The sequence below is a fragment of the Paenibacillus amylolyticus genome (assembly GCF_047302515.1).
Taxonomy (GTDB): Bacteria; Bacillota; Bacilli; order Paenibacillales; family Paenibacillaceae; genus Paenibacillus; species Paenibacillus amylolyticus_G.
This window is the reverse complement of record NZ_CP168019.1, coordinates 4,820,784-4,845,039: the sequence shown is the minus strand read 5'-3', so window position 1 is coordinate 4,845,039 and position 24,256 is coordinate 4,820,784. Positions and strand designations below refer to the sequence as shown.

21 protein-coding genes and 1 pseudogene are annotated in these 24,256 nt (G+C 44.9%); 20 read left to right on the top strand and 2 right to left on the bottom strand.

Annotated features, from left to right (window positions below; translation table 11 throughout):
* Positions 1-138 precede the first annotated feature (138 nt).
* Entirely contained in the window at positions 139-3,621 is a 3,483-nt protein-coding gene (locus tag ACDJ59_RS21150; RefSeq protein ID WP_413405520.1) for a glycoside hydrolase family 2 TIM barrel-domain containing protein, read from the top strand.
* Between the two features lie 162 nt (positions 3,622-3,783).
* Here the strand turns inward: ACDJ59_RS21150 and ACDJ59_RS21145 are convergent, their stop codons facing one another.
* A complete protein-coding gene (locus ACDJ59_RS21145) occupies positions 3,784-5,352 on the bottom strand; it encodes an RCC1 domain-containing protein (RefSeq protein ID WP_413405518.1) in 1,569 nt (522 codons plus the stop codon).
* Between the two features lie 193 nt (positions 5,353-5,545).
* On the opposite strand from ACDJ59_RS21145, the gene ACDJ59_RS21140 reads away from it, so the two are divergent.
* The 12 genes and pseudogenes from ACDJ59_RS21140 to ACDJ59_RS21085 all read left to right on the top strand — a co-directional run bounded on the left by ACDJ59_RS21140 (position 5,546) and on the right by ACDJ59_RS21085 (position 17,482).
* Positions 5,546-6,019 (top strand): DUF4362 domain-containing protein, encoded by a 474-nt coding sequence (locus ACDJ59_RS21140; RefSeq protein WP_413405516.1) that lies wholly within the window; start codon positions 5,546-5,548, stop codon positions 6,017-6,019.
* Positions 6,020-6,339: 320 nt separating this feature from the next.
* Entirely contained in the window at positions 6,340-6,684 is a 345-nt protein-coding gene (locus ACDJ59_RS21135) for a PadR family transcriptional regulator (RefSeq protein WP_413405514.1), read from the top strand.
* Complete coding sequence (locus ACDJ59_RS21130; protein ID WP_413405512.1) at positions 6,671-7,561, top strand: permease prefix domain 1-containing protein; 891 nt, start codon at positions 6,671-6,673, stop codon at positions 7,559-7,561. The genes ACDJ59_RS21135 and ACDJ59_RS21130 overlap by 14 nt, the downstream gene beginning before the upstream one ends.
* Before the next feature lie 352 nt (positions 7,562-7,913).
* Positions 7,914-8,798, top strand: coding sequence for a DUF4183 domain-containing protein (locus ACDJ59_RS21125; protein ID WP_413405510.1), 885 nt, complete (start codon positions 7,914-7,916; stop codon positions 8,796-8,798).
* Positions 8,799-8,880: 82 nt separating this feature from the next.
* Positions 8,881-9,165, top strand: coding sequence for a DUF4183 domain-containing protein (locus tag ACDJ59_RS21120; protein WP_127547395.1), 285 nt, complete (start codon positions 8,881-8,883; stop codon positions 9,163-9,165).
* A gap of 256 nt (positions 9,166-9,421) precedes the next feature.
* Positions 9,422-10,126, top strand: a complete 705-nt coding sequence (locus tag ACDJ59_RS21115; RefSeq protein WP_413405508.1) for a WXG100 family type VII secretion target — start codon at positions 9,422-9,424, stop codon at positions 10,124-10,126.
* Positions 10,127-10,142: 16 nt separating this feature from the next.
* Positions 10,143-11,263, top strand: a protein-coding gene (locus ACDJ59_RS21110) for an IS3 family transposase (RefSeq protein ID WP_413405506.1) whose coding sequence is annotated in 2 segments (ribosomal slippage) — positions 10,143-10,392 and positions 10,392-11,263 — 1,122 coding nt in all. Because the reading frame shifts where the segments join, the coding sequence is not laid out codon by codon here.
* Positions 11,256-11,837, top strand: coding sequence for a hypothetical protein (locus ACDJ59_RS21105; protein WP_413405504.1), 582 nt, complete (start codon positions 11,256-11,258; stop codon positions 11,835-11,837). Before ACDJ59_RS21110 ends, ACDJ59_RS21105 begins: the two co-directional genes overlap by 8 nt.
* Positions 11,834-12,319, top strand: a complete 486-nt coding sequence (locus tag ACDJ59_RS21100) for a hypothetical protein (RefSeq protein WP_413405502.1) — start codon at positions 11,834-11,836, stop codon at positions 12,317-12,319. The genes ACDJ59_RS21105 and ACDJ59_RS21100 overlap by 4 nt, the downstream gene beginning before the upstream one ends.
* Before the next feature lie 153 nt (positions 12,320-12,472).
* A complete protein-coding gene (locus tag ACDJ59_RS21095; RefSeq protein WP_413405500.1) occupies positions 12,473-13,135 on the top strand; it encodes a hypothetical protein in 663 nt (220 codons plus the stop codon).
* A gap of 188 nt (positions 13,136-13,323) precedes the next feature.
* Positions 13,324-16,461 (top strand): annotated as a pseudogene (locus ACDJ59_RS21090) (DUF3427 domain-containing protein).
* 616 nt (positions 16,462-17,077) lie between these two features.
* Complete coding sequence (locus ACDJ59_RS21085) at positions 17,078-17,482, top strand: hypothetical protein (RefSeq protein ID WP_413405498.1); 405 nt, start codon at positions 17,078-17,080, stop codon at positions 17,480-17,482.
* A 52-nt stretch (positions 17,483-17,534) separates the two neighbouring features.
* Here the strand turns inward: ACDJ59_RS21085 and ACDJ59_RS21080 are convergent, their stop codons facing one another.
* On the bottom strand, positions 17,535-17,888 hold the full coding sequence (locus ACDJ59_RS21080; protein ID WP_413405496.1) for a helix-turn-helix domain-containing protein: 354 nt from the start codon (positions 17,886-17,888) through the stop codon (positions 17,535-17,537).
* 330 nt (positions 17,889-18,218) lie between these two features.
* Here ACDJ59_RS21080 and ACDJ59_RS21075 point away from each other — a divergent pair, with 330 nt between their 5' ends.
* From ACDJ59_RS21075 to ACDJ59_RS21045, 7 genes are all read left to right on the top strand, one after another.
* Entirely contained in the window at positions 18,219-18,548 is a 330-nt protein-coding gene (locus ACDJ59_RS21075; RefSeq protein WP_413405494.1) for a hypothetical protein, read from the top strand.
* 222 nt (positions 18,549-18,770) lie between these two features.
* Complete coding sequence (locus ACDJ59_RS21070) at positions 18,771-18,965, top strand: hypothetical protein (protein ID WP_366346515.1); 195 nt, start codon at positions 18,771-18,773, stop codon at positions 18,963-18,965.
* 160 nt (positions 18,966-19,125) lie between these two features.
* The gene (locus ACDJ59_RS21065; protein WP_051446974.1) at positions 19,126-20,250 is read left to right on the top strand and encodes a WXG100 family type VII secretion target; all 1,125 of its coding nucleotides are present in this window, start codon (positions 19,126-19,128) and stop codon (positions 20,248-20,250) included.
* 28 nt (positions 20,251-20,278) lie between these two features.
* The gene (locus ACDJ59_RS21060; RefSeq protein ID WP_143806533.1) at positions 20,279-20,728 is read left to right on the top strand and encodes a hypothetical protein; all 450 of its coding nucleotides are present in this window, start codon (positions 20,279-20,281) and stop codon (positions 20,726-20,728) included.
* Between the two features lie 40 nt (positions 20,729-20,768).
* A complete protein-coding gene (locus tag ACDJ59_RS21055; protein ID WP_413405491.1) occupies positions 20,769-21,266 on the top strand; it encodes a hypothetical protein in 498 nt (165 codons plus the stop codon).
* Between the two features lie 227 nt (positions 21,267-21,493).
* Positions 21,494-21,820 (top strand): phosphoribosyl-ATP pyrophosphohydrolase, encoded by a 327-nt coding sequence (locus tag ACDJ59_RS21050; protein WP_413405489.1) that lies wholly within the window; start codon positions 21,494-21,496, stop codon positions 21,818-21,820.
* Positions 21,804-24,245 (top strand): DEAD/DEAH box helicase family protein, encoded by a 2,442-nt coding sequence (locus ACDJ59_RS21045; RefSeq protein WP_413405487.1) that lies wholly within the window; start codon positions 21,804-21,806, stop codon positions 24,243-24,245. Before ACDJ59_RS21050 ends, ACDJ59_RS21045 begins: the two co-directional genes overlap by 17 nt.
* The last annotated feature ends 11 nt before the right edge of the window (positions 24,246-24,256 follow it).

Sequence of the window (24,256 nt, the reverse complement as noted above, 5' to 3'; positions counted from 1 at the left end):
TACAGGGAAGAGACTGATGATATAATCGGGTTATGTGTTATAGTCATACTTGTGTATTACCGAAAAGGTTTTCGGAAAAAGAGACATCTACTGTTGTAACCGCAATCATAATTTACTTCAAGAAAGTGAGAATCTACCATGAATCAGAAGAGACTTTTTAATGATGGATGGCAATTTGCGAAAAGTAAGCTGGATGTTACGGAACCTGCGGGTCTGGTGTATGAACCTGTGGAGCTTCCCCATGATTGGCTGATATATAATACGCTTGAACTGTACGAGGACAGTATTGGATGGTACCGCAAGACGTTCCATTACACGAAGGATGAGCAGCAGCTTTTGCTTTGTTTTGATGGCGTGTACATGGACTCTTCGGTGTATGTGAACGGGCAGCTGGTTGGAGAGTGGAAGTATGGATATTCTGCTTTTGAACATGAGATCACAAATGCACTGGTAGAAGGCGACAATGAGATTGTGGTCAAAGTGGTGCATCAGAGCCCGAACAGCAGATGGTATTCCGGGGCCGGAATCTATCGCCATGTGTGGCTGAAGACGAGAGACCGCAACCATATTGTTACGGATGGAATCTATGTATCTATCAAGCAGCAGCAAGGTGGCTGGCAGGTGGAAGTGGATACGGAGCTGAACCTGGAACAGAATCAGCAGGCAGAGTTGGTGCATACGATCTGGTATGAAGGTAAGGTGGTGGCATCCAGCCAAGCGAATGTTACGGCTTCGGTGCTTGAGAATGCGGCCGCATCGGCAGATAGCCAACAGATCATTGTGGAGAGTCCAAACTTGTGGAGCACGGATGCACCGCATCTGTATGAACTGGTGACAGAGCTGCGATTGATCTCGGATGATCAGGAACATCGGACAGTTGAATCGGTATCACAGCGTATTGGATTCCGGGATATCAAGCTGGATGCCAATGAAGGGTTCCACCTGAACGGGGTCAAAATGAAGCTGAACGGTGTGTGCGAACACCATGATCTCGGGGCACTGGGAGCGGCGTTTAACCTGACGGCATTGCGCAGAAGATTCGTTTTGCTCAAAGAAATGGGCGTTAACGCCATCCGCACCGCGCATAATATGCCTGCTAAAGAGTTCATGGAACTCGCGGATGAGATGGGTATGCTGGTTGTGTCTGAAGCCTTTGATATGTGGGAACGTGCCAAAACGCCATACGACTATGCGAGATTTTTCCCGGAGTGGGTGCATACCGATGTGAAGAGTTGGGTGAAGCGCGACCGTAACCATGCCAGCCTGATTATGTGGAGTATCGGGAACGAAATTTACGATACTCATGCAGATGAGCGTGGACAGGAAGTAACCCGGATGCTGATGGATTATGTGCTGGAATTTGATCCAAAAGGTAATGCGGGCGTGACGATTGGTTCGAACTACATGCCATGGGAAAATGCACAAAAATGCGCGGATATCGTGAAGCTGGCAGGTTACAACTACGCGGAAAAATATTACGACAAACATCATGAAGAACATCCGGACTGGATCATCTATGGTAGTGAGACGTCTTCGGTGGTGCAGAGCCGTGGCATTTATCATTTCCCGTTCGAACAGCCGATTCTGGCAGATGACGACGAGCAGTGCTCGGCTTTGGGTAACAGCACGACCAGCTGGGGCGCGAAGTCGGCAGAATACTGCATCTTGGCAGAACGGGATACACCGTATTCGCTGGGTCAGTTCCTGTGGACTGGATTCGATTATATCGGAGAGCCGACACCGTATCATACGAAGAATTCGTATTTTGGACAGTTGGATACGGCAACTTTCCCGAAAGACTCTTATTATATCTACCAAGCGGCTTGGACGGATTATAAGAAAAGTCCGATGGTTCACCTGTTCCCGTATTGGGATTTCAGCCCTGGTCAGATTATTGATGTACGCGTGTGCAGCAACGCGCCGAAGATTGAGCTGCAACTCAATGGTAAAACCATTGGTACGTACGATATCGATCATGCCAATGGAACACAACTATCCGGCTGGTGGAAAGTTCCTTATGAAGAGGGCGAGCTGAAAGCGATCGCTTACGATGAGACCGGTAAGATCATTGCAACCGATGTGCAAAGATCCTATACGGATGCGAAAAAGATCCGTCTGAAAGCGGATCGGGGGCAGTTACAAGCGAATGGCACAGACCTGATTTTTGTAGAAATTGATGTGGAAGATGAAGCGGGTAATCCGGTTCACAATGCGAACAACCGCGTGCAAGTTCAGGTGACGGGTGCAGGTCGATTGCTGGGTCTGGATAACGGGGACAGCACGGACTATGATCCATACAAAGGATTGAGCAGAAGACTATTCAGCGGTAAACTGATGGCGATCATCGGAGCGACAAATGAAGCTGGAACGGTAAGGATTGAAGTTTCTTCCGAAGGGTTGGAAGGAGCTGTGGCTGAATTTGAATCTCTAGTTGTGGCGGCTGAACTTAATGATGAGAAACAAGTGCAACCTGTCTTCATGAACAATGAAGAACGTCCGGTGCTAACGGGGAATGCTCAGGAGATTCCTTTGCGGAAAATTGAGATTATCAGTAATGCAGGACAGTTGCTTGATCCGTCCAACCCGGAGCTTACTGTAACCGCCAAGCTGTATCCGGAGAACACTTCCTACCGAGATATCGAGTGGGCTGTTGTTAACGATGCGGGGATCGAGTCCAATATTGCCAAAGTGGAAGCTGTTCAAGCGGAAACGGGCGATAACGGCGAGCATCAACATGCGGTGAAGGTATCGGCTATAGGTGACGGGGAGTTCCGGCTTCGCGCAACCAGTACCAATGGTACGGATAAAACGAAACTCATCTCCCAGTTGGAGTTCAAGGCGGACGGTCTCGGCACAGCCTACAAAGATCCATACGGCTTCATCACGGGCGGACTGTACGATTACACCAAAGGTGAGGTAGGTAACGGCAACGAACGTGGGGTAGCGACAAGTCGCGATGGAGAGACGCACGTAGGCTTCCGTAATATTGACTTCGGACCGTACGGCTCCGATACGATTACCATTCCGATCTTTACGTTGTCCACTGAGGAGTACTTCATTCAGATCTGGGAAGGTATGCCGGATGAAGAGGGAAGTACGATGATCGCAGATGTGGTGTATGACAAAGAGTCCATCTGGAATGTATACCAGGAAGAGACATACCAATTGTCCAAACGCCTTAGCGGGATTACGTCGATCTGTTTTGTGCTGAAACAGAAGATTCATATTAAAGGGTTCTCCTTCGAGCGCCAGAGTCGGGCCTTTGAGCAGAATGCGGCTGCATCCTGTGATCATCTCTATGGAGATACATTTAAAATTGAGGCTGATCGAGTAGAAGGCATCGGGAATAATGTATCGCTGGAGTTTGAAAACATGGACTTTACGGCAGAAGGTACATCAAAGCTCGTGATCTACGGTCATTCACCGATCGATAAAAATACGATTCATATTCGCTTCGCAGGTGCGGACGGACAGAGCAACCAGTTGGTTGAATTCACACAGTCAGGTGGATATGAGGAGCGGGTGTTTGAGCTTGAACAGGTGAAAGGTGTGCAGAAAGTAAGCTTTATCTTCCTGCCAGGCAGTCAGTTTGACTTCGGCTGGTTCCGATTCGAGAAATAAGACGATAGTTGGAATAAAATAATATCCTCCATCGCTCCGTTGAGCGTTGTGCGCTTAAACAAATTAATCCTCTTCAAATAACGATGTTCGTAAAGAACAGGACGTTTAATTGAAGAGGATTTTTTCTATGTTAAGGGATTCATATGGTGTAAAAGCGTTCGTTTAGAGCTCTGACTTTTTCTTGTCCACATCGTCAATGGACAGCCTGACTTTCTCTGGATCCCAAGACACGTTCAAACCCAAACCACGCAATACTTCAAAAGGAAAGGTGGTTGCTCCTGAGTAGTTATTTATGGGTTCAGATAGCTCTATGAGTTGCTCACTAGACAAATCTATGGAAGTTATTTGATAATGTGCTTCGTTAGGGGTAATCGTAATTGTTCGATTGTTATATTTCAACGTATAGTAACTCAGGCTATTTTCCCCCTTATGCACCTCAAATTCTGCTCCGATTGCTGCGGCGATTGCTTTGATTGGTAATTGTACGGTCTGGGGCGTTTCCACCGCGGGATACATCGACTGGAACAGCTCACCGTTCAGATAAACATCTGTGCCGAGCTTGGCCTGAACCGGTTTGTAGACCATGCCTCCAGAAGATGTTGCAGGTGCTCCCGCTTCCTGATATTTATCACTTCCCCAGCCCCAGACAGTCCCTTCGGAGGATAATGCAAGACTATGGTGATATCCCGCTGAAACATCGGTAATGCCAGACAAATGGTTTACTTTCCCTTCTTTTCCGGTCACTGTCCTCCCATAGCTATACACCTCACCAGAAGTAGTAAGTAATAACGTATAACCTGAATTGCCATCCATCTTCTTCACTTTGAGTTCGTGATGAAAGGGGGTGACTATGCCTTCCAGGCCTAACTGCCAAGCCTTTCCCTTCTTATCCAGTGCAAGTAGAGATGCATCTGCACCGGTGATCGAAGATATGTTGTTCAACCCCTTTAACTTGGTTGGTTTGGAAGGTGCTTTACCGGGTTCTTTTGGCTCGTTCCATGTCCATACGGAGCCATCTTTCTTCAGAGCATAGCCGTGCAGGCCAGTGGATTCAACTTGAATGATATCTTTTAGCCCACTGATCGTCTGTAGCTTACGTGTCTGTTCCAGGGCTACGGCTTGAGGCGGGTTTTGCCAAGACAGAACGGTTCCATCCTGGAGAAGGGCGATGGTTGAAAAAGCCCCTATTCTAACATTTTTGGCAGAGGTAATATCAGGCACTTGACGTGGCATGTTGCCGTTACCCCACTCCCAGATGGTTCCATCTGCTTGAATGGCTGCGTTGTTCCCACCGCCGGAGGATGAAATAACTGTTACATTGGATATCTTGGGAATACGAATCGGACTAAATGTATGACGATATCGAACGGTGTCGCTCACACCAAGTTCTCCCCAGAGATTACGGCCCCAGGCCCATACGGAACCATCATTTCTCAATGCGATTGTGTAATAATAAGCACCCTGTACAGCGGTATAGTAAAGTTTCTTCTCTACACTGCTTGATGAAGTCGGTTGAACAGAGGTGTTACTAGTGGAGGGGGACATGTTAGTGGCTGCATGAGTCGTTGGCACAGCAGCTAGCTCCATCAGCAGGCTTGACGCAACTAATGTTGTAGCTATTGCAATGGTGAATCGACGGGTCTTTTTACCGTTACTCTTGGATCGATTATTCAAGCGTGAAGTGGAGCGTTTTTCTTTTGCTATGTGATCGGATGAGTTTACCGATTGCATGATATCGCCTCTTTTTCGAATGAGTTGGGTATGAATGTTGCATTTCTTTCTAAACGCTCTATGAAGGGATGAAGTTACATACAAGTGATAAAATTTCCTTTATATTGAAGAGGGCTGAGCGTAATGCAGCCTTTCTAACAGAAACTAGGTAACCTGCACGTAGTCTTTAACGTTGTAGACATGAGGTGATTGGATGAAAAGAGTGCTGCTTACGGTTTTGTTAGTTTTAATAGCGTTACCAGCGTGTGAGGCAAAGGATCGGACAGTGGATTCTCCAGTAATCACGAAATCATTCCCAGAAATTATTGAGCCTCATAATCCAGAGCAAGCGGAGCAAAGCGGGGATGTGGTAGTGCTTCTCGAAGGCATACGGAACGAAGATAAGTGGAACACATTTATGAAGAATGTGGAGAAAAAACATCAGGATCAGGTTCGTGTAACGATGTATACCATTGAAGGTGGGCCCATTATCCAGGAATTGATCTATGATGGTACAGCTATTCAATCGACTTACGATAACTCAAGGGATGTCTATGGCTCCAAACAGGGAATGAAGACTGACACCTGCAAAGGGATCGGTACGATGAAGAGTGAGCAAGGACATACTTTTTACGTGTTAACCGGGTGTGAGAAGGGAGAGAACCCCTTTTGGATGCCTAAACTTTAAATGAACCTTCGGGGCCATGGTATATACGATTGGCAATTCCGGCGTAGGCTAACTGTTCTCCATCGGTAAAATGATGGGTTCGGTCTACCTGAGCCGGCGATGTTCATGGCTCAGGCATATGGGGTGGAGCTTGCTATTACCCAGGTGCTGGTACTCTCGGTGTGCTGATGCTGACCTCCAAAGGTGGCTGCCGGAGTTTACCGATTCCGGGTTCGTAACGTTGAATAAGATTTATTTTGAGACAATTGGCTCCATAAGATTGCTTTTTACAATATTTGTTTGTTATGCTTAACTACATAGAAATGCATAGTAGGTGGTGCGTGAAGCTGAGAAATGAAATGATTAAAGGTTACATCGATGGAATTGTACTGTCTGTACTGAATAAGCAGGATGCATACGGATACGAAATATCCAGAACGGTGAATGACGAGACCAATGGACAGTTTGATCTAAAAGAAGGAACGTTGTATCCTGCACTGAAACGTATGGAGGCTAACGGGTACATAGAGGGTTATTGGGGAGAGCCAATTAGTGGACCACGGCGGCGATATTACCGAATCACCCCGGATGGCCAAACTCAGCTCAACACATTGAGGACATCATGGACGGAGAACATCAAGATTATTGATATATTCTTGGGAGGGGATCTGCATGGAAGTCATTGAACAGTATTTGGATCAAGTACTTCGATTTACGTTTTTAACGAAGAGGGAAAAGTCTGAGTGGAGAGAAGAAATGGCCGCTCACCTCTATTCCTCGGTGGATCATCTAAAGCGCCAGGGGTTGGGAGAGACGGAGGCCATCGAACGTTCCATTCAACAATTTGGCTCTATCTCAGAACTGCGCAAAACGGTAACCAAAGAAACGTATGGATTTAATATGAAAATGATTTTTGGCTGTGCCTTAGCAAGTTTACTCCTGTTCATTGTAACACTGGCGGGTGGACTAATCGCGAATCGATATGGTGTGCATAATCGGTATATCGAATTAATGCCTATTTTTTGGATTACGGTGTGTACACTAGGTGCCTGTCTTGTATTTACACGCAAACGTGTGGATCGCCTTTGCCTGTTATCTGTGCCCCTGTTATTCACTTTAGGGTATCTGCAAGCTTATTTTCAGGTGATGTATCATTATTGGGGTGAAGGACTTACGTTTAATATGTTTGAAAAGTTATTTTTTAGTGGCGTGCTCCATACGTCTGGTGGATTGGAGTCCACCTTAATCGCCTCTATGTTCTTGGGTGCACAGGCACTCATTATGTTTGCGATAAGTAAAAATAAGTATATATCCATTTTTCCTTTTGCTTTTTCCATCATGTATACCTTTGTTCATATGCTGATGTTTAGTCTCTATTATGTATTTTTCGCCTCAGAGCAGTTCAGTTCTGCGGTGACTCAGGGGGACAGCGTTTTCCTGAATGGGAATATGCAGCGAGTGGTGGAGATGGGGATGAGTTTGACCATGGCGGTAGCGTTGTTTGTAGTATTCCAAGGCTGGAGCTATTGGGCGGAAAAAAGGAAGTTGAGCTCCGCTTCATAGAGGTATTCAGCTTCCCTCATAATTAGACGATGAAGCCATGCTGGCAAGACAAAGGACAACTATAGCAAGACTCTTGTCTTTTTTATTGGGCTTCCCTCATAGTTATTCGCACACTCTCCGAATGCGCTAAGGACATAGTATAGGGCATATATACTGTGTGCCTTGGCCTAAGGAGATGACCATTTTGAAGTATCTGAACAAGAGGACAGCCACCCTCAACAAATTAAGGCCCAGTCGTTCTACGTCGAAATGCAGAAACAAACACTTGGGAAAGCGAAAGAAATGCCATATTATCCGTAGATCTTATCGGAGAAAACGCTGCTCACTGAAGCGTCCATTAAGATCACAGAAAATGGCCCGTGACAAAAAAGTCATTGCATTACCGAGAGGGGGAGGCAGCAACCCGGTATGTTGTGAGCCCGGCCCCCTGCTCGCTCCGTTGAGACAACATGAATTGGAGACTGTGAGTCTCCCTGGAACGCAAGGTGTGGCAGGTGCCCAAGGCCCCGCAGGCCCTCACGGCGGGCCGGGTCAACAAGGGGTTCCCGGAGCGCAGGGTCCCGCAGGCCCTCACGGCGGGCCGGGTCAACCGGGGCTTCCCGGAGCTCAGAGTCCCGCTGGTCCTCAGGGTGAGACGGGTCAAGTGGGGTTTCCCGGAGCACAAGGCCCCGCAGGTCCTCAGGGTGAACCGGGTCAATTGGGAGTTCCGGGAGCGCAGGGTCCCGCAGGTCCTCAAGGTGAGCCGGGGCAATCGGGAGTTCCGGGAGGGCAAGGCCCGGCTGGTCCTCAAGGTGAACCGGGTCAACCAGGAGTTCCGGGAGCGCAGGGTCCCGCAGGTCCTCAGGGTGAGCCAGGTCAACCGGGAACTCCCGGAGTCCAAGGACCAACGGGTCCCCCAGGTGAGCAAGGTCCGCCGGGCACCGTACCCGGAATTGAAATCATTCCTACGGCAAACCGCTACTTCTATTTTCCTGACACCGATCTGGATTTGTCGGCCTCAGTTATAATTCCTGCCACAGAATTCACAAATGACGATGGCGGCAGTATAACCGAATTTGCCGGGGTTGGACTTACTAGTTTCAACAATCTTTATATAAACGGGATCGTCCAACCAGGAAACTCATACAGTGTAAGTGCGGAGAGGTTGTTTTTTTCGTCACAAAGCGGTGTGATCTTTGCAGGGACACCTATTACTATCGAGATAATTATAATAACAACCAATATCATAAATGGTTAAAATTGGTTGTAGTTGCTGGTTCCTTTGCCTTCACTACTCCCAAACCTACCACATATACTATGTTAGGTAGGAGGTGAGAAACATGCCACTTGTGACACCATTTCAGAACAGTTTAAGATTTGTTGCAACCATTGGTGATGGGACCGGCACTGGGGCAACGTTTGCCATAGCTGCGACTGCTTTTACAAACGACGCTGGTGTAGCTGCAACCGCATTTCCAGGCACCTACAACTACTACAATCTTTATATTAACGGCCTTATGCAAACAGCAGATACCTCCTCGACTACGACGACTACAATTACAATTCCCGGTGGAGATGCATTAAATGATGGAACTCCAATTGTCGTACAATTTGTAGTGTCTTAAAGAAGATTTAATCCTACTGTATCATTATCATGTGCGACTTCTATCTGTGATAGAAGTCTTTCTTTTTGTACAAGATACCCAGTCGACTCAACGGCATACATCCATGCATTAATGTGCAAAAATAGTTACCCAAGGATGTTGCCGAACTACCGGATAACCTCTGAGGAAATGATCCTTCCGTTTGATTCCAATCCTCCTTCTCACTTGTTAAAATTTAGGTACATAAACTACGGTCAGGTTGGCGGGTGATAAGGAAATGCAGCGAATCGAGGTACATCCCGATCTATTGGAGGAAAAGGCCCGGTTGGTCCAACAGAAGAAACAGGAACTGGAGCGAATGGTCCGGGAACTGGAGAAATCCATTTATATGTTGCAATCCGATTGGTCGGGTGTGACAGGAGAGCGTTTCTTCTGGGATTTTATGCAGGTAAAAGAAGTGTTCCCGACTACACTCGGGCTGTTGGACGAAATCCAAAAAGAGTTTACGTTTATCGCAATGAATTTCAGAACAACGGATGGCTCAGGCGAGGTTGCGCTGTACATTCCAGAGGAACTGAAACCAAGCTTTGGCACCGGACTGGTCGATAAAGCAATTGGTGACACCGTTACGGGACTTGGTGAGATGGCAGAAGCGTTCATTTATAATCCGTTTAGTACATTAACCAGTCTGGCCTATGCCATGTCTATGGGTAAGGTAGTTGACGTTGGACGTGGTATTGGATTCGCATGGGATGCGGCCTGGGGCACGGGAACGGCAAGGTCTGACATCGAGCAGTTTATGGATGAACAGAAGAAGCAACTCGATGAGGATAAGTCGGGTTATTATAAAGGTGCCATGTTAGGCCAGGCTTTCTCCTATTTTCTCTTTGGCAAAGCCTTGCACTCGAAGGATCACCATGGATCGGCTACACTTAGTTGGACAGAAAAAATAAGGGCTTGTAGAATAAAACTATCATGTTAAGGAGCGGATCTCTACAATGCCTAAACAACAACGACGCACATTCACAACCGAGTTCAAAAAACAAATGGTGCAACTCTTTGAAAACGGCAAATCCAGAGCTGCAATTGTGGAGGAATACGACCTCACTGCTTCGGCTCTAGACCGCTGGATCAAACAATCGCAGGCAACGGGCTCTTTCAAAGAGAAAGACAACCGTTCACCTGAAGAAAACGAATTAATGGCTATGCGTAAAGAACTCCAACGTTTACGGATGGAGAACGACATTTTAAAGCAAGCCGCGCTGATCATGGGACGAAAGTAACTATCATCCAGAATAACCGTGATAAATACTCAGTATCAGCAATGTGTAACGTCCTCGAAATCGCCAAAAGCACCTTCTATCATGAAGCGAAGGAAAAGCCAAATGAAGATGAGCTCACGGAAGCTATTGTGGAGATATTCCACAAAAATCGAAAAGTCTATGGTACACGAAAGATAAAAGCCAAGCTTCAGGAACGAGGACTCATCGTATCTAGACGTCGCATTGGTCGAATCATGCAAGAGCAGAGTCTCGTCTCCACGTACACCGTTGCGCAATTTAAGCCTCATAAAACGGCCTATAATGAGGAGGAAACAGTGAATGAACTGGGTCGGGAGTTTAATCAGACGGAAGCAAAGCGCTTCGTGGTCAGCGATCTCACGTATGTGAAGGTCGGTCATCGGTGGCATTACATTTGTGTGCTCATGGACCTGTTCAATCGAGAAATTATTGGCCACAGTGCAGGTCCACATAAGGACGCTGCTCTGGTTTCGCGTGCCTTTGCAACGGTAGAAGGCGACTTGAGCCAAATCCAGTGGTTTCATACAGATCGTGGGAGTGAGTTTAAGAACCACGCGATGGACCAGCTTCTAGGCACGTTTGGTATTGGTCGATCACTCAGCAAGAAAGGATGTCCCTACGATAACGCTGTGGCCGAAGCCACCTACAAGGTCATGAAAACGGAGTTTATTTACCAAATGGAATTCCGAAACCTCCGTCATTTGGAATTGGAATTATACGACTACGTTAACTGGTTTAACAGGCACAGAGTTCATGGATCACTGGGGTATTTGACGCCTGTTCAGTATCGCCAAGAAGCCCTTAAAAAAGTTGTCTGATTTAATGTTGACAATCCACCATGAATCGGGTGGAGCAGTGGAAGATAAGAAGGAGAAGAGTGAGGGAAATAGTCTGAATCATGATGGAAGGCTAAGAACGGAAGGCAGTAAAACCACATACACAAATTCATTCGGGAATGAAATATCTTGGACTAATCAAGGTCCTAAGGATATAGATGCAATTATCGAAAAAAATTTGAGAAGCTCAAAACCTGGTGATATTTTAGAGGGGCGAGTGGCAGAGACAATAAGAGAGACTGGTAGATTAGAAGGTACAGGTATAGAGTTGAAATTGCGAAATAAGTTGAAAGCAGGCGATATCGATATTTTGACAGCATCGCATATTATTGAGGTTAAGAAGTCTTTAAGTGCCTTAGATGAAAAGCAACTGGATAAGTTGATCAATCTATCAAATAAAAATTATTTTAACTATGACAATCGAGAAGTTATTTATTACATTGAAGATGTAACTGTGAAAAATAAAACTCAGTCTGATTTAGTTGAAAAATTAAAAGATCAGAATATAAAATTAATTAGCTCATTAGAGGAATTGAAGGAGGTTGTCAGTAAATGAGTTCAGTAATCATACTAAAAAAAATCACAAATTATTCTCCGGAGCAGACTCTTGAGAACTTTAAGCATGCAGCACAGAGAGCGAATATGTATTGTTTTCATTTAACAGTTGATCTTGATGCAGATAACAAATTTCAATCTGCAGAAGGCACACTATCTGAAGTAAATGAGGAGACCCTTTCAAATACTGATGATGAAGAAACGATTAAATACTTCACTTTTAACGTGAATAAAGTTGTCGAAGATTCATATGATAGTTTTACGTGGCTCACCCATTCAACAGATTACTTTTGGGCAGTGGATATTGTAAATATTAATCATGAATATGAATTTATTTATAGGTTTTTAGTAGAGTATTTTCAACATAACAAGGAAGATTACTTATGGTTTGATGATGCTGAGTGGTATTACACAGCTGACGATATCTTGAAATTAAGTCAAAGGCCGTATAACCCAAAGTGGTGTAGCGAAAAGATTGTATAAGTTACAAGGGTGGAGGATTATTCTAGTACATTAGAATTCAAGATGCTTCTACTCAACTACTTAGAATGAAATAATGATACTACTCAAAGGCACTTCTACCAGACAAATGTAGAGGTGCTTCTTACTATTAAAAACCTAGGAGAACAAATTGCTATGATTTTAAAGAAACGATTTGTAATGATTGGATGCTGCATTGGCTTTGTATTTTTACTTGTTCTAACCTATAGTTTTTATAAAGAAAAAAGAATGTATGAACAGTACCTAACGATGAATGTCCGCCAAGATCTCGTTGATATGAAGAGTGCGATCATAAATAATGATATTTTATTTGACCGAATACTTAAGAATGAGAAAATAACAAACGAGATGGTTGAGGATGGAGAACAAGCCAGCCAGCTCTATTACAACTTTACAAATATGACGCAGATTATAGATAAGTATAACTTGATGAATCTAAATTTCAGTGAAGAAGCCAATTGGCTGGTAAAACCCGCATCTTTATTCACAAACGATCTAGGTCAAGATGATGTAATGCCACCTACACTTCATCGCATGCGAATGACGTTCGAGAGACTGGACATAACCAGTTATCCTGTAACACCTGAACTTAAAGCCAGGATCGAGGAGTATCAACAGTTAAATCAGCGATGGCTGAACATTGTTGGGGATTTTGAATCCAAGGAGACTAACGAAAAGGATTGGCCCCAAATCTTGAATGATTTGGAGCAAGGAACCCAAACTTATTTTAGTGAGAAAAAGGTTGATTTCGTGGATGATGACGTTTGGAGAGATGCTTTGAATCCAAGGTATGAATGATGAAGAAGAGTGCTCCTGCCGTTCATAGGCAATAGAGAGTGCTCCTTTCTCTTATATTCGAACAACTAATACTAATGAAAATATCCCCATACTGGACGATAATAGAGTAGAGAACATTTTACCTATTCCATCATTAGCTGAATCACTTACATATCCACAACCATCCTACACCCACACGAGGTACATTCATGAAACAAGGCATATATGAACAGCTTATCAACACAATCACCAGGCATGAGATTTCGGCGCTGGACCCGGATGTGTATAACATTGGGACTGAGAAGCTGGATGCAGAGGAAGCACGTAAACTGCTGTTCACGTATTTGGCGGCGGTGACCCGGTGAGCGCTCAAGATTGTATGGGAACAGACGGAAGATAAGACAGCAGTGTTGGCGCAGATCCGAACGTGTAATGAGATTATTGCTAGCCTTAAAGGCACACTGGGGGAAGAAGAGTACAACGAATTGCAACTGGATGAGCAGGGGGAAGTGTTGACCCATGTGTATTCCAAGCTGAACAGCATTCGTGCGGTCCGGGATACCAAGATCGTTCGTCCAGATACGCCGATCTCCCAAAGCTCTTTGTTCACAGGTGCGAAGTCCGAGCCGAGTATGTTACTGGAGCTGCAAAAGGAGATCGTGACCGCCGATCGGATCGATTGGCTGGTTGCGTTTATCAAATTCAGCGGGCTTCGACTACTTCTGGAACAGCTTCAACTATTCACAGCGAGCGGTGGCAAGCTGCGGATCATCACAACTACATACATGGAAGCAACAGACCTGAAGGCCATTACTGAACTCAGCAAATTACCTAACACAGAGATCCAGATTTCGTATGATACCAAAGTGACTCGGCTACACGCCAAAACGTACATTTTTCACCGCGATACTGGATTCACTACAGCCTATGTCGGCTCTTCCAACCTATCCAACCCGGCGCTGACCAGTGGTATGGAGTGGAACCTCAAGGTGACGGAGAAGGATTCACTCGACGTGCTACGCAAGATTGAAACGACCTTCGAGAGTTACTGGAATGACCGTGAATTTACGCGATATGTGGCTGAGGATGAATGGCATGAGGCACAGTTGAAGGCGGCTCTGAATCGTAAAAAAGATCAGTCCAACCACTTCCACCTCGACATTCAGCCTTACGATTATCAAAAAGAAGTGCTGGAACAGCTTCACGCCGAGCGTACGCTGTATGGACGAACCCGCAATCTGATCGTCGCCGCCACAGGTGTTGGCAAAACGGTCATCTCTGCCTTCGACTACAAGCGATTCCGGGCAAGCCATGCAGGAGCCAAGCTGCTTTTTGTCGCCCATCGGGAAGAGATCTTGAAGCAAAGCCGGGATACGTTCCGGTATATCCTGAAGGATATGAACTTTGGCGAGCTGCATGTGGGGAATTACCGAGCAGAGGCGCTGGACCACTTGTTTGTTAGCATTCAGAGTCTTAACTCCATGAAGCTGACGGAGATCACTAGCCCAGACTATTACGATTACATCATTGTGGATGAATTCCATCATGCGGCTGCTCCTTCATACCAGAAGCTGTTGTCCCAGTACGAACCGAAGATTTTGTTGGGACTCACCGCGACGCCTGAACGGATGGATGGCAAAGACATTACCGCCTACTTCGATCATACGATTGCCGCCGAGATCCGTCTAACCGATGCAATTGACCGGAAGCTGCTGAGTCCTTTTCAATATTTTGGCGTCACCGATACTGTCGATCTATCCCAGGTGAAGTGGTCGCGTAAAGGCTACGACCTGAACGAACTGGAGAAGCTCTACACTCATAACAAAATCCGTGCCAACCAGATCATCCAAAGTCTGAACAAATACGTAACCGATCTGGACGATGTGAAGGGGCTTGGTTTCTGCGTAGGGGTGGATCATGCAATGTATATGGCAAAAATATTTAACGAAGCCGGCATTCCATCCATGGCCCTGCATGGTGGGTCGAGCGAACAGGAACGCCATTCTGCGAAAGGGCAGCTGGTGAATGGGGAACTGCGCATGATCTTTGTCGTTGATCTGTACAATGAGGGCGTGGATATCCCTGAGGTGAACACCATCCTGTTCCTGCGTCCTACCGAGAGTCTGACCGTATTCCTGCAACAGTTGGGACGTGGACTACGGATGGCGGAGGGCAAAGAGTGCCTGACCGTGCTCGACTTCATCGGGCAAGCGCACCAGGAGTACAGGTTCCAAGATAAATTCCGCGCCCTGATCGGCGCCACCAAACATTCCATCTCATACTGCGTCGAGAACGGCTTCTCGAACCTGCCACGCGGCACGTTCATTCAATTAGAGAAACAAGCGAAGGAATACGTCATGCGCAATCTCAAGCAGATGAGTCGTAATCGCAGAGCGTTGATCCAGAAGCTGCAAACGTTCCAACAAGACACCGGGCTCCCGCTGACCTTGACTCATTTTGTAGAGCATCACGGGATGACACTATATGAATTGTATGGTGGACGTACGGGGAAAAGGTATTTCCGTGGCATGTTGGCCGAAGCAGGATTAACAGCACCTATCGAGGGTGAACACGAGGAGTACATCCGCAGACTGCCATCTGTGCTGACAATTAACTCCCGAAGCTGGCTGACGTTCCTGATTGACTATATTGAAAAAGGTAAAGAAACCGCGACCGCCGATGAACGGCGCATGTTGATTATGTTCTATTACACCTTCCATCGAGCTGCGCCCGAGAAGCTAGGACTGACCAGCATCGAAGAGGGTGTGCAGCGTGTGCTGTCTTGTGAAGCATTCCGAGCAGAACTTGTGGATATTTTTAAATATAATCTGGCTCATCTGCGATTTGTGGATAAAAGCAATTCGTTCCCGTACACTTGTCCACTGGATATCCACTGTCTGTACTCCATCGACCAAGTGCTTGCCGCCTTCGGTTATTGGAACGCTGAGCAATCACCCGCCTTCCGTGAAGGGGTGAAGTATTTTGCAGACGAACAGACCGATATCTTCTTCATTACATTGAACAAATCGGACAAAGATTTCTCTCCATCTACGCTGTATGAGGATTATGCGATCAACGAGCGTTTATTCCACTGGCAGACACAGAGCAGGGTATCAGAGCATACGGCTACTGCGCAGAGGTATATTCATCATCGCGAGACAGGTAACCGGATCGCGCTGTTCGTGCTGGAGTATAAGGAGGAGCACGGCTATACGTCTCCATTTGTCTTCTTGGGGGAAGCGGATTATGTGAGCTATGAGGGGAACAAACCGATGAGCTTTGTATGGCGACTGCGGGAAGAGATGCCTGCGAAGATGGTGGCGGTGGCGAATAAGTGTATTGTTTGAATTAAAAAGGAAGGATAAAATTATGAAAATCAATATTACATATCTAGTTATGCTCTGTATTCCACATATATTTAATATTCTTGTATTTTTATTTTCCAATGATTAAAATACAAAGATTATAGTCACATGTTCTACGGCTATAGTCCTAGCTGTGCAACTCCGCAGAGTGATTCCTAATAGACTAGAATCTTGGATAGCATATTGCTTTTTAAATCTAGTTGTTCTGTTACCTATGATTATGTACACTTTGGAGACATTTTTTCTTTTAGTCACAATAGGAACATTTTTTGCTGCATTGTATCTGCTCATTAAGCTACATCAATTCGTGAACGGTAAAATGAAATTGGGTAATTATCTTTCTGTATTAGTAATGCTTTTTTTGAGTTTAATTCTTGTTTTGCTTTTGTTCTCTGTTTATTTCGCATTTTTAATAAACTTAATTGAGACCTATCCAACTAGTTTTTTTCTCATATCTCTAACAAAATATATAAATTTGAACTTAATAAAGACTCTTTTAGTAGCTCTTTTTTCGTTAATTCTAGTATTTTATGTTTTTGAAGCCTTATTTAAAATCGCAAAGAATGAAATGCTAGTCAATAAGTCTCAATATTAAATTATGTTGTTACTTCTATTTTCATTGGTTGCTCTAATACTTCCAGATGCAGTTTTTTCATTTTTATATTTATCATTCGCTGAGACGATTGATTCCAATGATTTTGTGAACCATGCAAATAATAATGATGTCTCAAAAATGTTTTTTTATTACATTAAATCTTTTTATTATTCCTTTTGTTTGCATTTTGCTGTTCCAATTCCTACAACGGAATTTTATAGTAATATGCAACATGCTGTGATGAGTTATCCTCATTTAAAAGTATTACAATTTTTGCATTATACACAAAATAAACTTGTTGAATTAACATTATTTGCAGTTATAGCGGGTCATGTATCAAATGCCCTTGGACTTGGGACTAAAAATAGTAAAGAAAATATAAATAAAACTGGTGAGAATTCTCTATAAATTTTCCTCTAAATAAAAAGCAAAGCTTGTGTTAAATGCTTTGCTTTTTATGTTAGTCTTCTCTGGATTCGTTAAGTAACTCTCTTATAATAGTTCTGGATAAACGGATTCTACTTGGAGAGGTTTCTCTCAACATATCCACTATCTCTTGAATCATTATATCTGTCTCAGTAAACTCAATTTCATCATTTACATAGGCAAAAAGTTGAGAGACATTGACCTCCAACGCCTCTGCTATTTTACCAAGATTAATTAAAGAAACATTCTTTTCTCCACGTTCAACTTGTCCAATGTATGTAAAATGGAATCCACCTTTTTCTCCAAGTGCCTCCTGTGATAGTCCCTTATCTTTCCTTAAAACTTTAATTCGTGCTCCGACTAATTTTAAAATTTTTCTATCTTCCACACTATGCACCCCCTATATGTAAAAGTGTAGACAAGATTATAGGTGCTAAACACGACCATTTAGATCGTATAATTTTTGTGAATTATATCTTTGGGTATTTATTTTATTGTATAATACTGGTATTAACTCTTTGGAGGGATGACAATGGCAAATAATTGGTCCACAATCGAAGCACATTGTAATCACCAAGTAGACTTTACTCCACGTTCGCAAGACCATGATAATTCTATACAACCCAAGTCAACAAATACTTCGGTTTACCACATGTTACGTACTACAATAATGGACTATCACCAACATGCTAAGTATCATCTCAAACTTGCCGCCATCATGCGTAATCACAATCAGTTCAAAGCCTGCCTTATTCTATGTGATTGGGCTCTAGCCTCCACGATCAGGGCGTTGTATATCTATAAGTATCATTCAGTTCATCCACCCAAGGAACTCACCATGAACGAAATCTTGCCTCTAGTGCATACAGACACTGAATCCGGGTTGGATATTGCTTTGTTCATTGGCACGATGCAACATCTGTCATCCTTAGAGGATCACCCACATAACCAGCCACTAGAGCTGAACAACATCGATATGCTTCTTCAACGAACAGAAGAGATATTGGACGAGTTAGCCACTCGAATGAAGGATGATTTATCAGATTAAGATGTTTTTTTTTATTGATCATTTGGGTTAAATTTGATTTATCTGTGTTACGCTTACAAAATGACATCATCCAAATAAAGGATATATGATGCAGAGAATACAGAGGATGCTCTTTGCTTTGCGTCTGGAAAGTAGGTGTACATTTTGAAAAGAGTAATTGCTATCGCGTTTTTCATATTATCTATATTGGAATTGGTTACTCTAATCCTAATTGGTAAAAGCATGATGACTGGGTATATGGAACCGAGTACGTTTAGCGGGATAATTTCATTCCCACTAGGCGCTACGTACCTCTCGATCTGGATGTTCTTTTCACGGCAAGAGTTTACCGGAGGACGAGTCGCGGCACAGATCAGTTTTACAGCGGCATTGTTGACGGCGTGCCCGTTGGTGTGTTTGTTAATTATTTTCTATTAAATCAAGAGATTAAGAAGATTTCCTTTGAATTAGGACCTATGAAGTACGTTGTTGGAAATATTGTTATGGTGAGAAAGGAAAGATTAGGATGTTAGAAGGATGTATATACATCAAGCTTCTGCTAACATGGTAAAATCCTATTTCAAACGCGGAGAATGATATGAGTACAATTAAAGTGACACCAGAGCAACTGTTGTATGTATCCAGACAGATCGAGCAGGGTAGGCAGCAGTTGGAGGGTATACGTAATGACCTGACCGCACGGATCGGATTCATCCAGTCTCAGTGGGCGGGAGCAACACAAGAACGATTTTTCTATGATTTTCAGCAGTCACGTTCAGTACTTGATCGAGCACTGGAAAGTATGGTTAAGTCATCCCAAGATCTGTTCGCGATTGCTGAGAGATTCGAACAAGCAGATCAGGAACAGGTGAGCTTGGGAGCCGTTGCTGGACAGATTGCTGTCCATACAATGATGAACCATAATATAAGTAACACAGAAGAACAACGACGAATGGTATATAACCCTTTGTTTGGAGTTAACATGCCTGCCAGTGAAGCAGAGGATGGGATGCCAGGGCAAAAGGAGTTTGTTAAGTATTGGGAACAGGGTGGTACCTATGAGGAAATGAGGGCTGGGCCTAAGCAACCGGTGTCTAGTGGGGGAGATATATATGATGAACAGATCAGCGCATTTAAGGAAGGTCATCATCCCGTAACTGGAGAATCCATACCTGCATGGCAAGCAGCAGTTTCTATTGGAGGTTTACAGACTGCTAAGCTCGTGTTGGCTTTTACAGGAACGTATAATAGGGGTTATAAGGTTCCGAAAGATGGATCAGTTCTATCAAAATCTAGGTTAGATGGTGTGAGAGAGAGGACTTCTTCTAATAAAAGTCCCACGCCTGAACATGGAACTAAATTAACCAAGGAATCGACTACTGTAATAGGGAATTCGGCAGTTCTAAATACGATGGAATCGAAGTCGAAATTTTACAAAAAAGAGCTAGCGTACGATTGTTCGGAAATTGCAGATGATTTAGCTCATGCGGCAGGTGGGAGAGGCGAGATTTTCACGATTAAATCGAGGACAGAATTAAAGGATATCCAAGTTAAAGAGTATGGGGAGATGAAATCATACGTTTACCATACTGTATATTCTGATGGCAAATATATATATGATCCTCGTCTGACTAGTGATCCCGTTCCTGTAAAGGAATACATGGATACAGTGAGTAGACAGAACAATGGTGATATTGTAGTAAGTAAACGTACTCTCAAATGAGGTGGATAAAGTGTCAAAAAGTATTTACATGAAAAGTAAAGAAGAGGTGCTTATGCCGGAACTTATGGCGTATACCTTGGCCAAATTAGGTTCGTATGAATGGAATAGAACAGAGATGTATAATCCGAATCGGATATATGAGAAACCTGCGGGTTTTTATTTTAGATTCCATAACGCTGATCAGCTTTACGAGGAATTAAAGCATTGTATTCAGCACTTTAAGGGAAACCTTGAGTGGATGATCTATGTAAGTCCTTTAACCAAAAATCAAAATTATGTCATTGAGCCAGCGGATGTGCACCATGCTAAACAAACTGAGGCATATCAAGTGAATTTGGAACTTGAGGAAGTGCTTCAAGATTCATATAAAGAAATCTGTGAGCAAGCCATTCAAGACATTCCATTGTTATGTAATCATATTGAGCAATGGTTTGGGTTGGAACATAAGCAACTACATCCGCCTACAATACCGAATTAATGTGATATGAAGAATTACCTGATGTAAGAGGGTCTGTATTGTGCAAAGTTTAGAAATCATTTTAATTGATTTTAACAAAAATAATCTGGATCGATTCATTAAGAATGATTTGAACATTCAGGCGGATCAGATCAAAAGTTCTCACTTTTATGATAACCGTAGTGAGAACGATATTGAATTTCAGCAAATAGAGAGCCTTGAAGAGATTCTTTCTCCTAAGGGAACGGGGAATATATTATTATCTCAGCTTAACCTAGGTCATACCTATAACGACGTGATGATTGTATTTTCATTCGATGAGGAATCTGGAGATATCGTTATGAATTTTCCTGAAGAGGAGTTGTTCAGCGGAGAAAATTCAGAGACAACGTTAAAAGCTCAGAAGTTAATAGAGTATATTCTTGATATTAAGAACAAGTATGCAATTGAGAAGGTTAGAATCGGTTATGAACCAGCTATGGATGATGACACTTGCTTGGTCGAGATTGATAAAGAAATGATGGATACGAATGTTATTGTCTCAAAACTGTTGGCTTAAAATCCTTCTGAACCAGAGTTTGATGCAGAAAAATAGACATTAATAATGGCAGAAAGCCCATTTCAACTCGAATACGAGTAGTCATGGGTTATTTTTATCTCCTCATTCCATCCCAACCACTTTACAAAATCAACCCATCGCTCTCCATGGCAAATGGTATAATGGCAAAAAGGGAGATTCTGGCGCAAAGCTGGAAAACCTCCAAAGCAGAAAGGATGTTATACCACATGCCTACATACAACAAATTGGTGCGGGACAAGATTCCGCATATTATCACTTCCAGTGGTAAGGAATGCCGTACACGTATTCTGGACCCGGAGGAGTATAAGCAAGAATTGCGAACGAAGCTGAGTGAAGAATCGGAAGAATACATGAGTGCAGGAAGCGATCAGGAAGCGTTGGATGAACTAGCCGACATGCTCGAAGTGATTCGGGCGCTGGCTGAGGTGCATGGAGCGAATGCGGCTCAGTTGGATAAGCTACGGGCGGATAAGGCTGAGGCACGCGGTGGATTTCAGGAGAGAGTGTATCTGATCGATGTCGACGAAGCTTAACGTTAAACTCATTACAGATAACTTGGCAGACGAACTCATTTCCCGGATGCAGCATGCATCCGGGATTTATATTATGACTTCCTTTATAATGCAGTCTGGTGTGAAGCTGTTGGCCCCGCACTTGAAGCGGGCGGCAGAACGTGGAGCAGAGGTACGGATGCTCGCGGGAGACTATCTGTATATCACACAGCCAGAAGGTTTGCGGGCGCTCTGTGAGGTTGACTCACGAATTGAGACACGGCTGTGGCGAAGTATGGGCACTTCTTTTCACCCCAAAGCTTATCTGTTCGATCATGACAACGGGGAAGGACTGCTGATCGTCGGTTCGTCAAACTTTTCGTTCACGGCGCTCAAGACGGGGTATGAATGGAATCTCGCGATGAATGCGGAGGCGGAACCGTATACGTTTCAGATGGCTTTGGACAAGTTCATGCAGAGCTTCTACCACGAGACAACCTTGCCGGTGAACCCGGATTCGATTGCGCTGTATGAGGAAGAGTACCGAAAGTATCACCAGAAGAACCCGGAGATGATCCAGCGGATCACGGAGATGGAAGAAGCGGAGTTCGGTACGGGGCTACCGGAGGAAAATGATGAAGAAACCCCCGTCGAGCTCTCGCTTGCGCCGATCCAGCCGCGTTTGGCTCAGTTGGATGCCCTCGAAGCACTCCATGGCACGATGGAGGAACAGTACGACAAAGCGATGGTCGTCATGGCGACCGGGCTTGGCAAAACGTATCTGGCGGGTTTCTTCGCGCAGCGGTTCAAGCGGGTGTTGTTTGTGGCGCATCGGGAAGAGATTTTGTTCCAGGCGAAAAAATCTTTTCAGCGGATCATGCCCGAGCGCAGTCATGGCATCTATAACGGACAGTACAAGGATGGGGCGGCGGATTGTGTGTATGCTTCAATCTTTACGCTGAGTATGCAGAAGCACCGGGATGGATTTGCGGTGGATGCCTTTGATCTGATTGTGGTGGACGAATTCCATCATGCGGCGGCGAAGACGTATATGTCGGTGATTGAGCATTTTCAGCCTAAGTTCCTGCTGGGCATTACGGCGACCCCAGATCGACTGGATGGCAAGGATGTGTATGCACTCTGTGATGGGAATGTGGCGTACCAGATGCATTTTATTGAAGCGATCCGGCGAGGTTGGCTGGCTCCATTTCAATATTACGGAGTATTCGACGATACGGACTATTCGCAGGTCCGCTGGATCGGGACGAAGTATGATGAAGAACAGCTCATGGCTGTTCAGTTGCAAGAGGAGCATGTGGAGACGATCTATGCGGCCTGGCTGCGGCACAAGCAGACGAGAACGATTGGATTTTGCTCATCGATCCGGCAGGCGGACTATTTGGCTGCGTATTTCCGAAGTCAGGGAGTGAAGGTGCTCAGTCTGCATTCGCGCACATCGGAGATGTCGCGGGAGGAAGCCATTCGCCAGCTTGATGCGGGTGAACTGGAGGTTGTGTTGACGGTGGATCTGTTCAATGAAGGAACGGATATACCGCGTGTAGACACGCTTCTCTTTGTGCGTCCAACGGAGTCACTCACCGTGTTCACCCAGCAGGTAGGGCGCGGTCTGCGGCTGGCAGAGGGGAAATCGCATTGTGTCATCATCGATCTGATCGGGAATTACCGCAATGCGGATGTGAAGCTGAGTTTGCTGGATGTGCGCGGGGAGCTGGAGGGAACGGCGAAGGTCCGAGATTCGGCTGTGCCGGAAGTTCCGGCTAACTGTGGGATTCATCTGGAGACTCGAGTGGTGAACCTACTTCAGGAGCTAAGCCGCAAACGGCTGCCGCGCCGCGAGAAGTTGCATCAGGATTTTCTGGTTTTGAAACGAGAGCTGGGGCGCATCCCGACGTATCTGGAGTTGCATCTCATGGGGCGTTCGAAGAGTATCGGGTATCGGAGCGAATTTGGCTCCTATGTTGGATTTCTCTATTGGGCGGAGTTGCTGTCCCCGACTGAGGGAGAGGTGTACGTCCGGCATGAGGATTGGCTGCGCGATGTGGAGAAGACGCTTATGAACAAAAGCTATAAGATGATCTTGCTGCTGTACATGCTGGAGCGAGGTGAAGCCAACTGGTTGGACCCGATCACACCGGGAGAGATGGCAAGGTTCTTCCATACGTACCTGACGGAGAAGGAGTACCGGAAACGGAAGGACTTTTCGGACAAAGGTAAACTTGCGCTATGGGAATGGAATGAGAAGACGGCAACACGGATTGAGAAACTGATTATCGACATGCCGATGTCAATGTGGAGCGGGGCGAAGGGTAGCATGACGCGATTCGAGGATGGCGTGTTCTCGCTGAATGTGCAGGTTAAGGATGCGGAGGAAAAGGCGCTACTGTATCGTTGGACGAAGGAGATTTGTCAGTATCGTTTGCATGCGTATTTTGAGCGGGGACAGTAGAATAATACACG

Bases quoted from the DNA above. Each gene is read 5' to 3' on its own strand.
- ACDJ59_RS21060 (WP_143806533.1), top strand. From the start codon at position 20,279: ATGAAAAGTAAAGAAGAGGTGCTTATGCCGGAACTTATGGCGTATACC.
- ACDJ59_RS21115 (WP_413405508.1), top strand. From the start codon at position 9,422: ATGCAGCGAATCGAGGTACATCCCGATCTATTGGAGGAAAAGGCCCGG.
- ACDJ59_RS21130 (WP_413405512.1), top strand. From the start codon at position 6,671: ATGGAAGTCATTGAACAGTATTTGGATCAAGTACTTCGATTTACGTTT.
- ACDJ59_RS21050 (WP_413405489.1), top strand. From the start codon at position 21,494: ATGCCTACATACAACAAATTGGTGCGGGACAAGATTCCGCATATTATC.
- ACDJ59_RS21065 (WP_051446974.1), top strand. From the start codon at position 19,126: ATGAGTACAATTAAAGTGACACCAGAGCAACTGTTGTATGTATCCAGA.
- ACDJ59_RS21125 (WP_413405510.1), top strand. From the start codon at position 7,914: ATGGCCCGTGACAAAAAAGTCATTGCATTACCGAGAGGGGGAGGCAGC.
- ACDJ59_RS21085 (WP_413405498.1), top strand. From the start codon at position 17,078: ATGTTGTTACTTCTATTTTCATTGGTTGCTCTAATACTTCCAGATGCA.
- ACDJ59_RS21140 (WP_413405516.1), top strand. From the start codon at position 5,546: ATGAAAAGAGTGCTGCTTACGGTTTTGTTAGTTTTAATAGCGTTACCA.
- ACDJ59_RS21070 (WP_366346515.1), top strand. From the start codon at position 18,771: ATGATGACTGGGTATATGGAACCGAGTACGTTTAGCGGGATAATTTCA.
- ACDJ59_RS21145 (WP_413405518.1), bottom strand. From the start codon at position 5,352: ATGCAATCGGTAAACTCATCCGATCACATAGCAAAAGAAAAACGCTCC.
- ACDJ59_RS21100 (WP_413405502.1), top strand. From the start codon at position 11,834: ATGAGTTCAGTAATCATACTAAAAAAAATCACAAATTATTCTCCGGAG.
- ACDJ59_RS21045 (WP_413405487.1), top strand. From the start codon at position 21,804: ATGTCGACGAAGCTTAACGTTAAACTCATTACAGATAACTTGGCAGAC.
- ACDJ59_RS21075 (WP_413405494.1), top strand. From the start codon at position 18,219: ATGCGTAATCACAATCAGTTCAAAGCCTGCCTTATTCTATGTGATTGG.
- ACDJ59_RS21150 (WP_413405520.1), top strand. From the start codon at position 139: ATGAATCAGAAGAGACTTTTTAATGATGGATGGCAATTTGCGAAAAGT.
- ACDJ59_RS21120 (WP_127547395.1), top strand. From the start codon at position 8,881: ATGCCACTTGTGACACCATTTCAGAACAGTTTAAGATTTGTTGCAACC.
- ACDJ59_RS21095 (WP_413405500.1), top strand. From the start codon at position 12,473: ATGATTTTAAAGAAACGATTTGTAATGATTGGATGCTGCATTGGCTTT.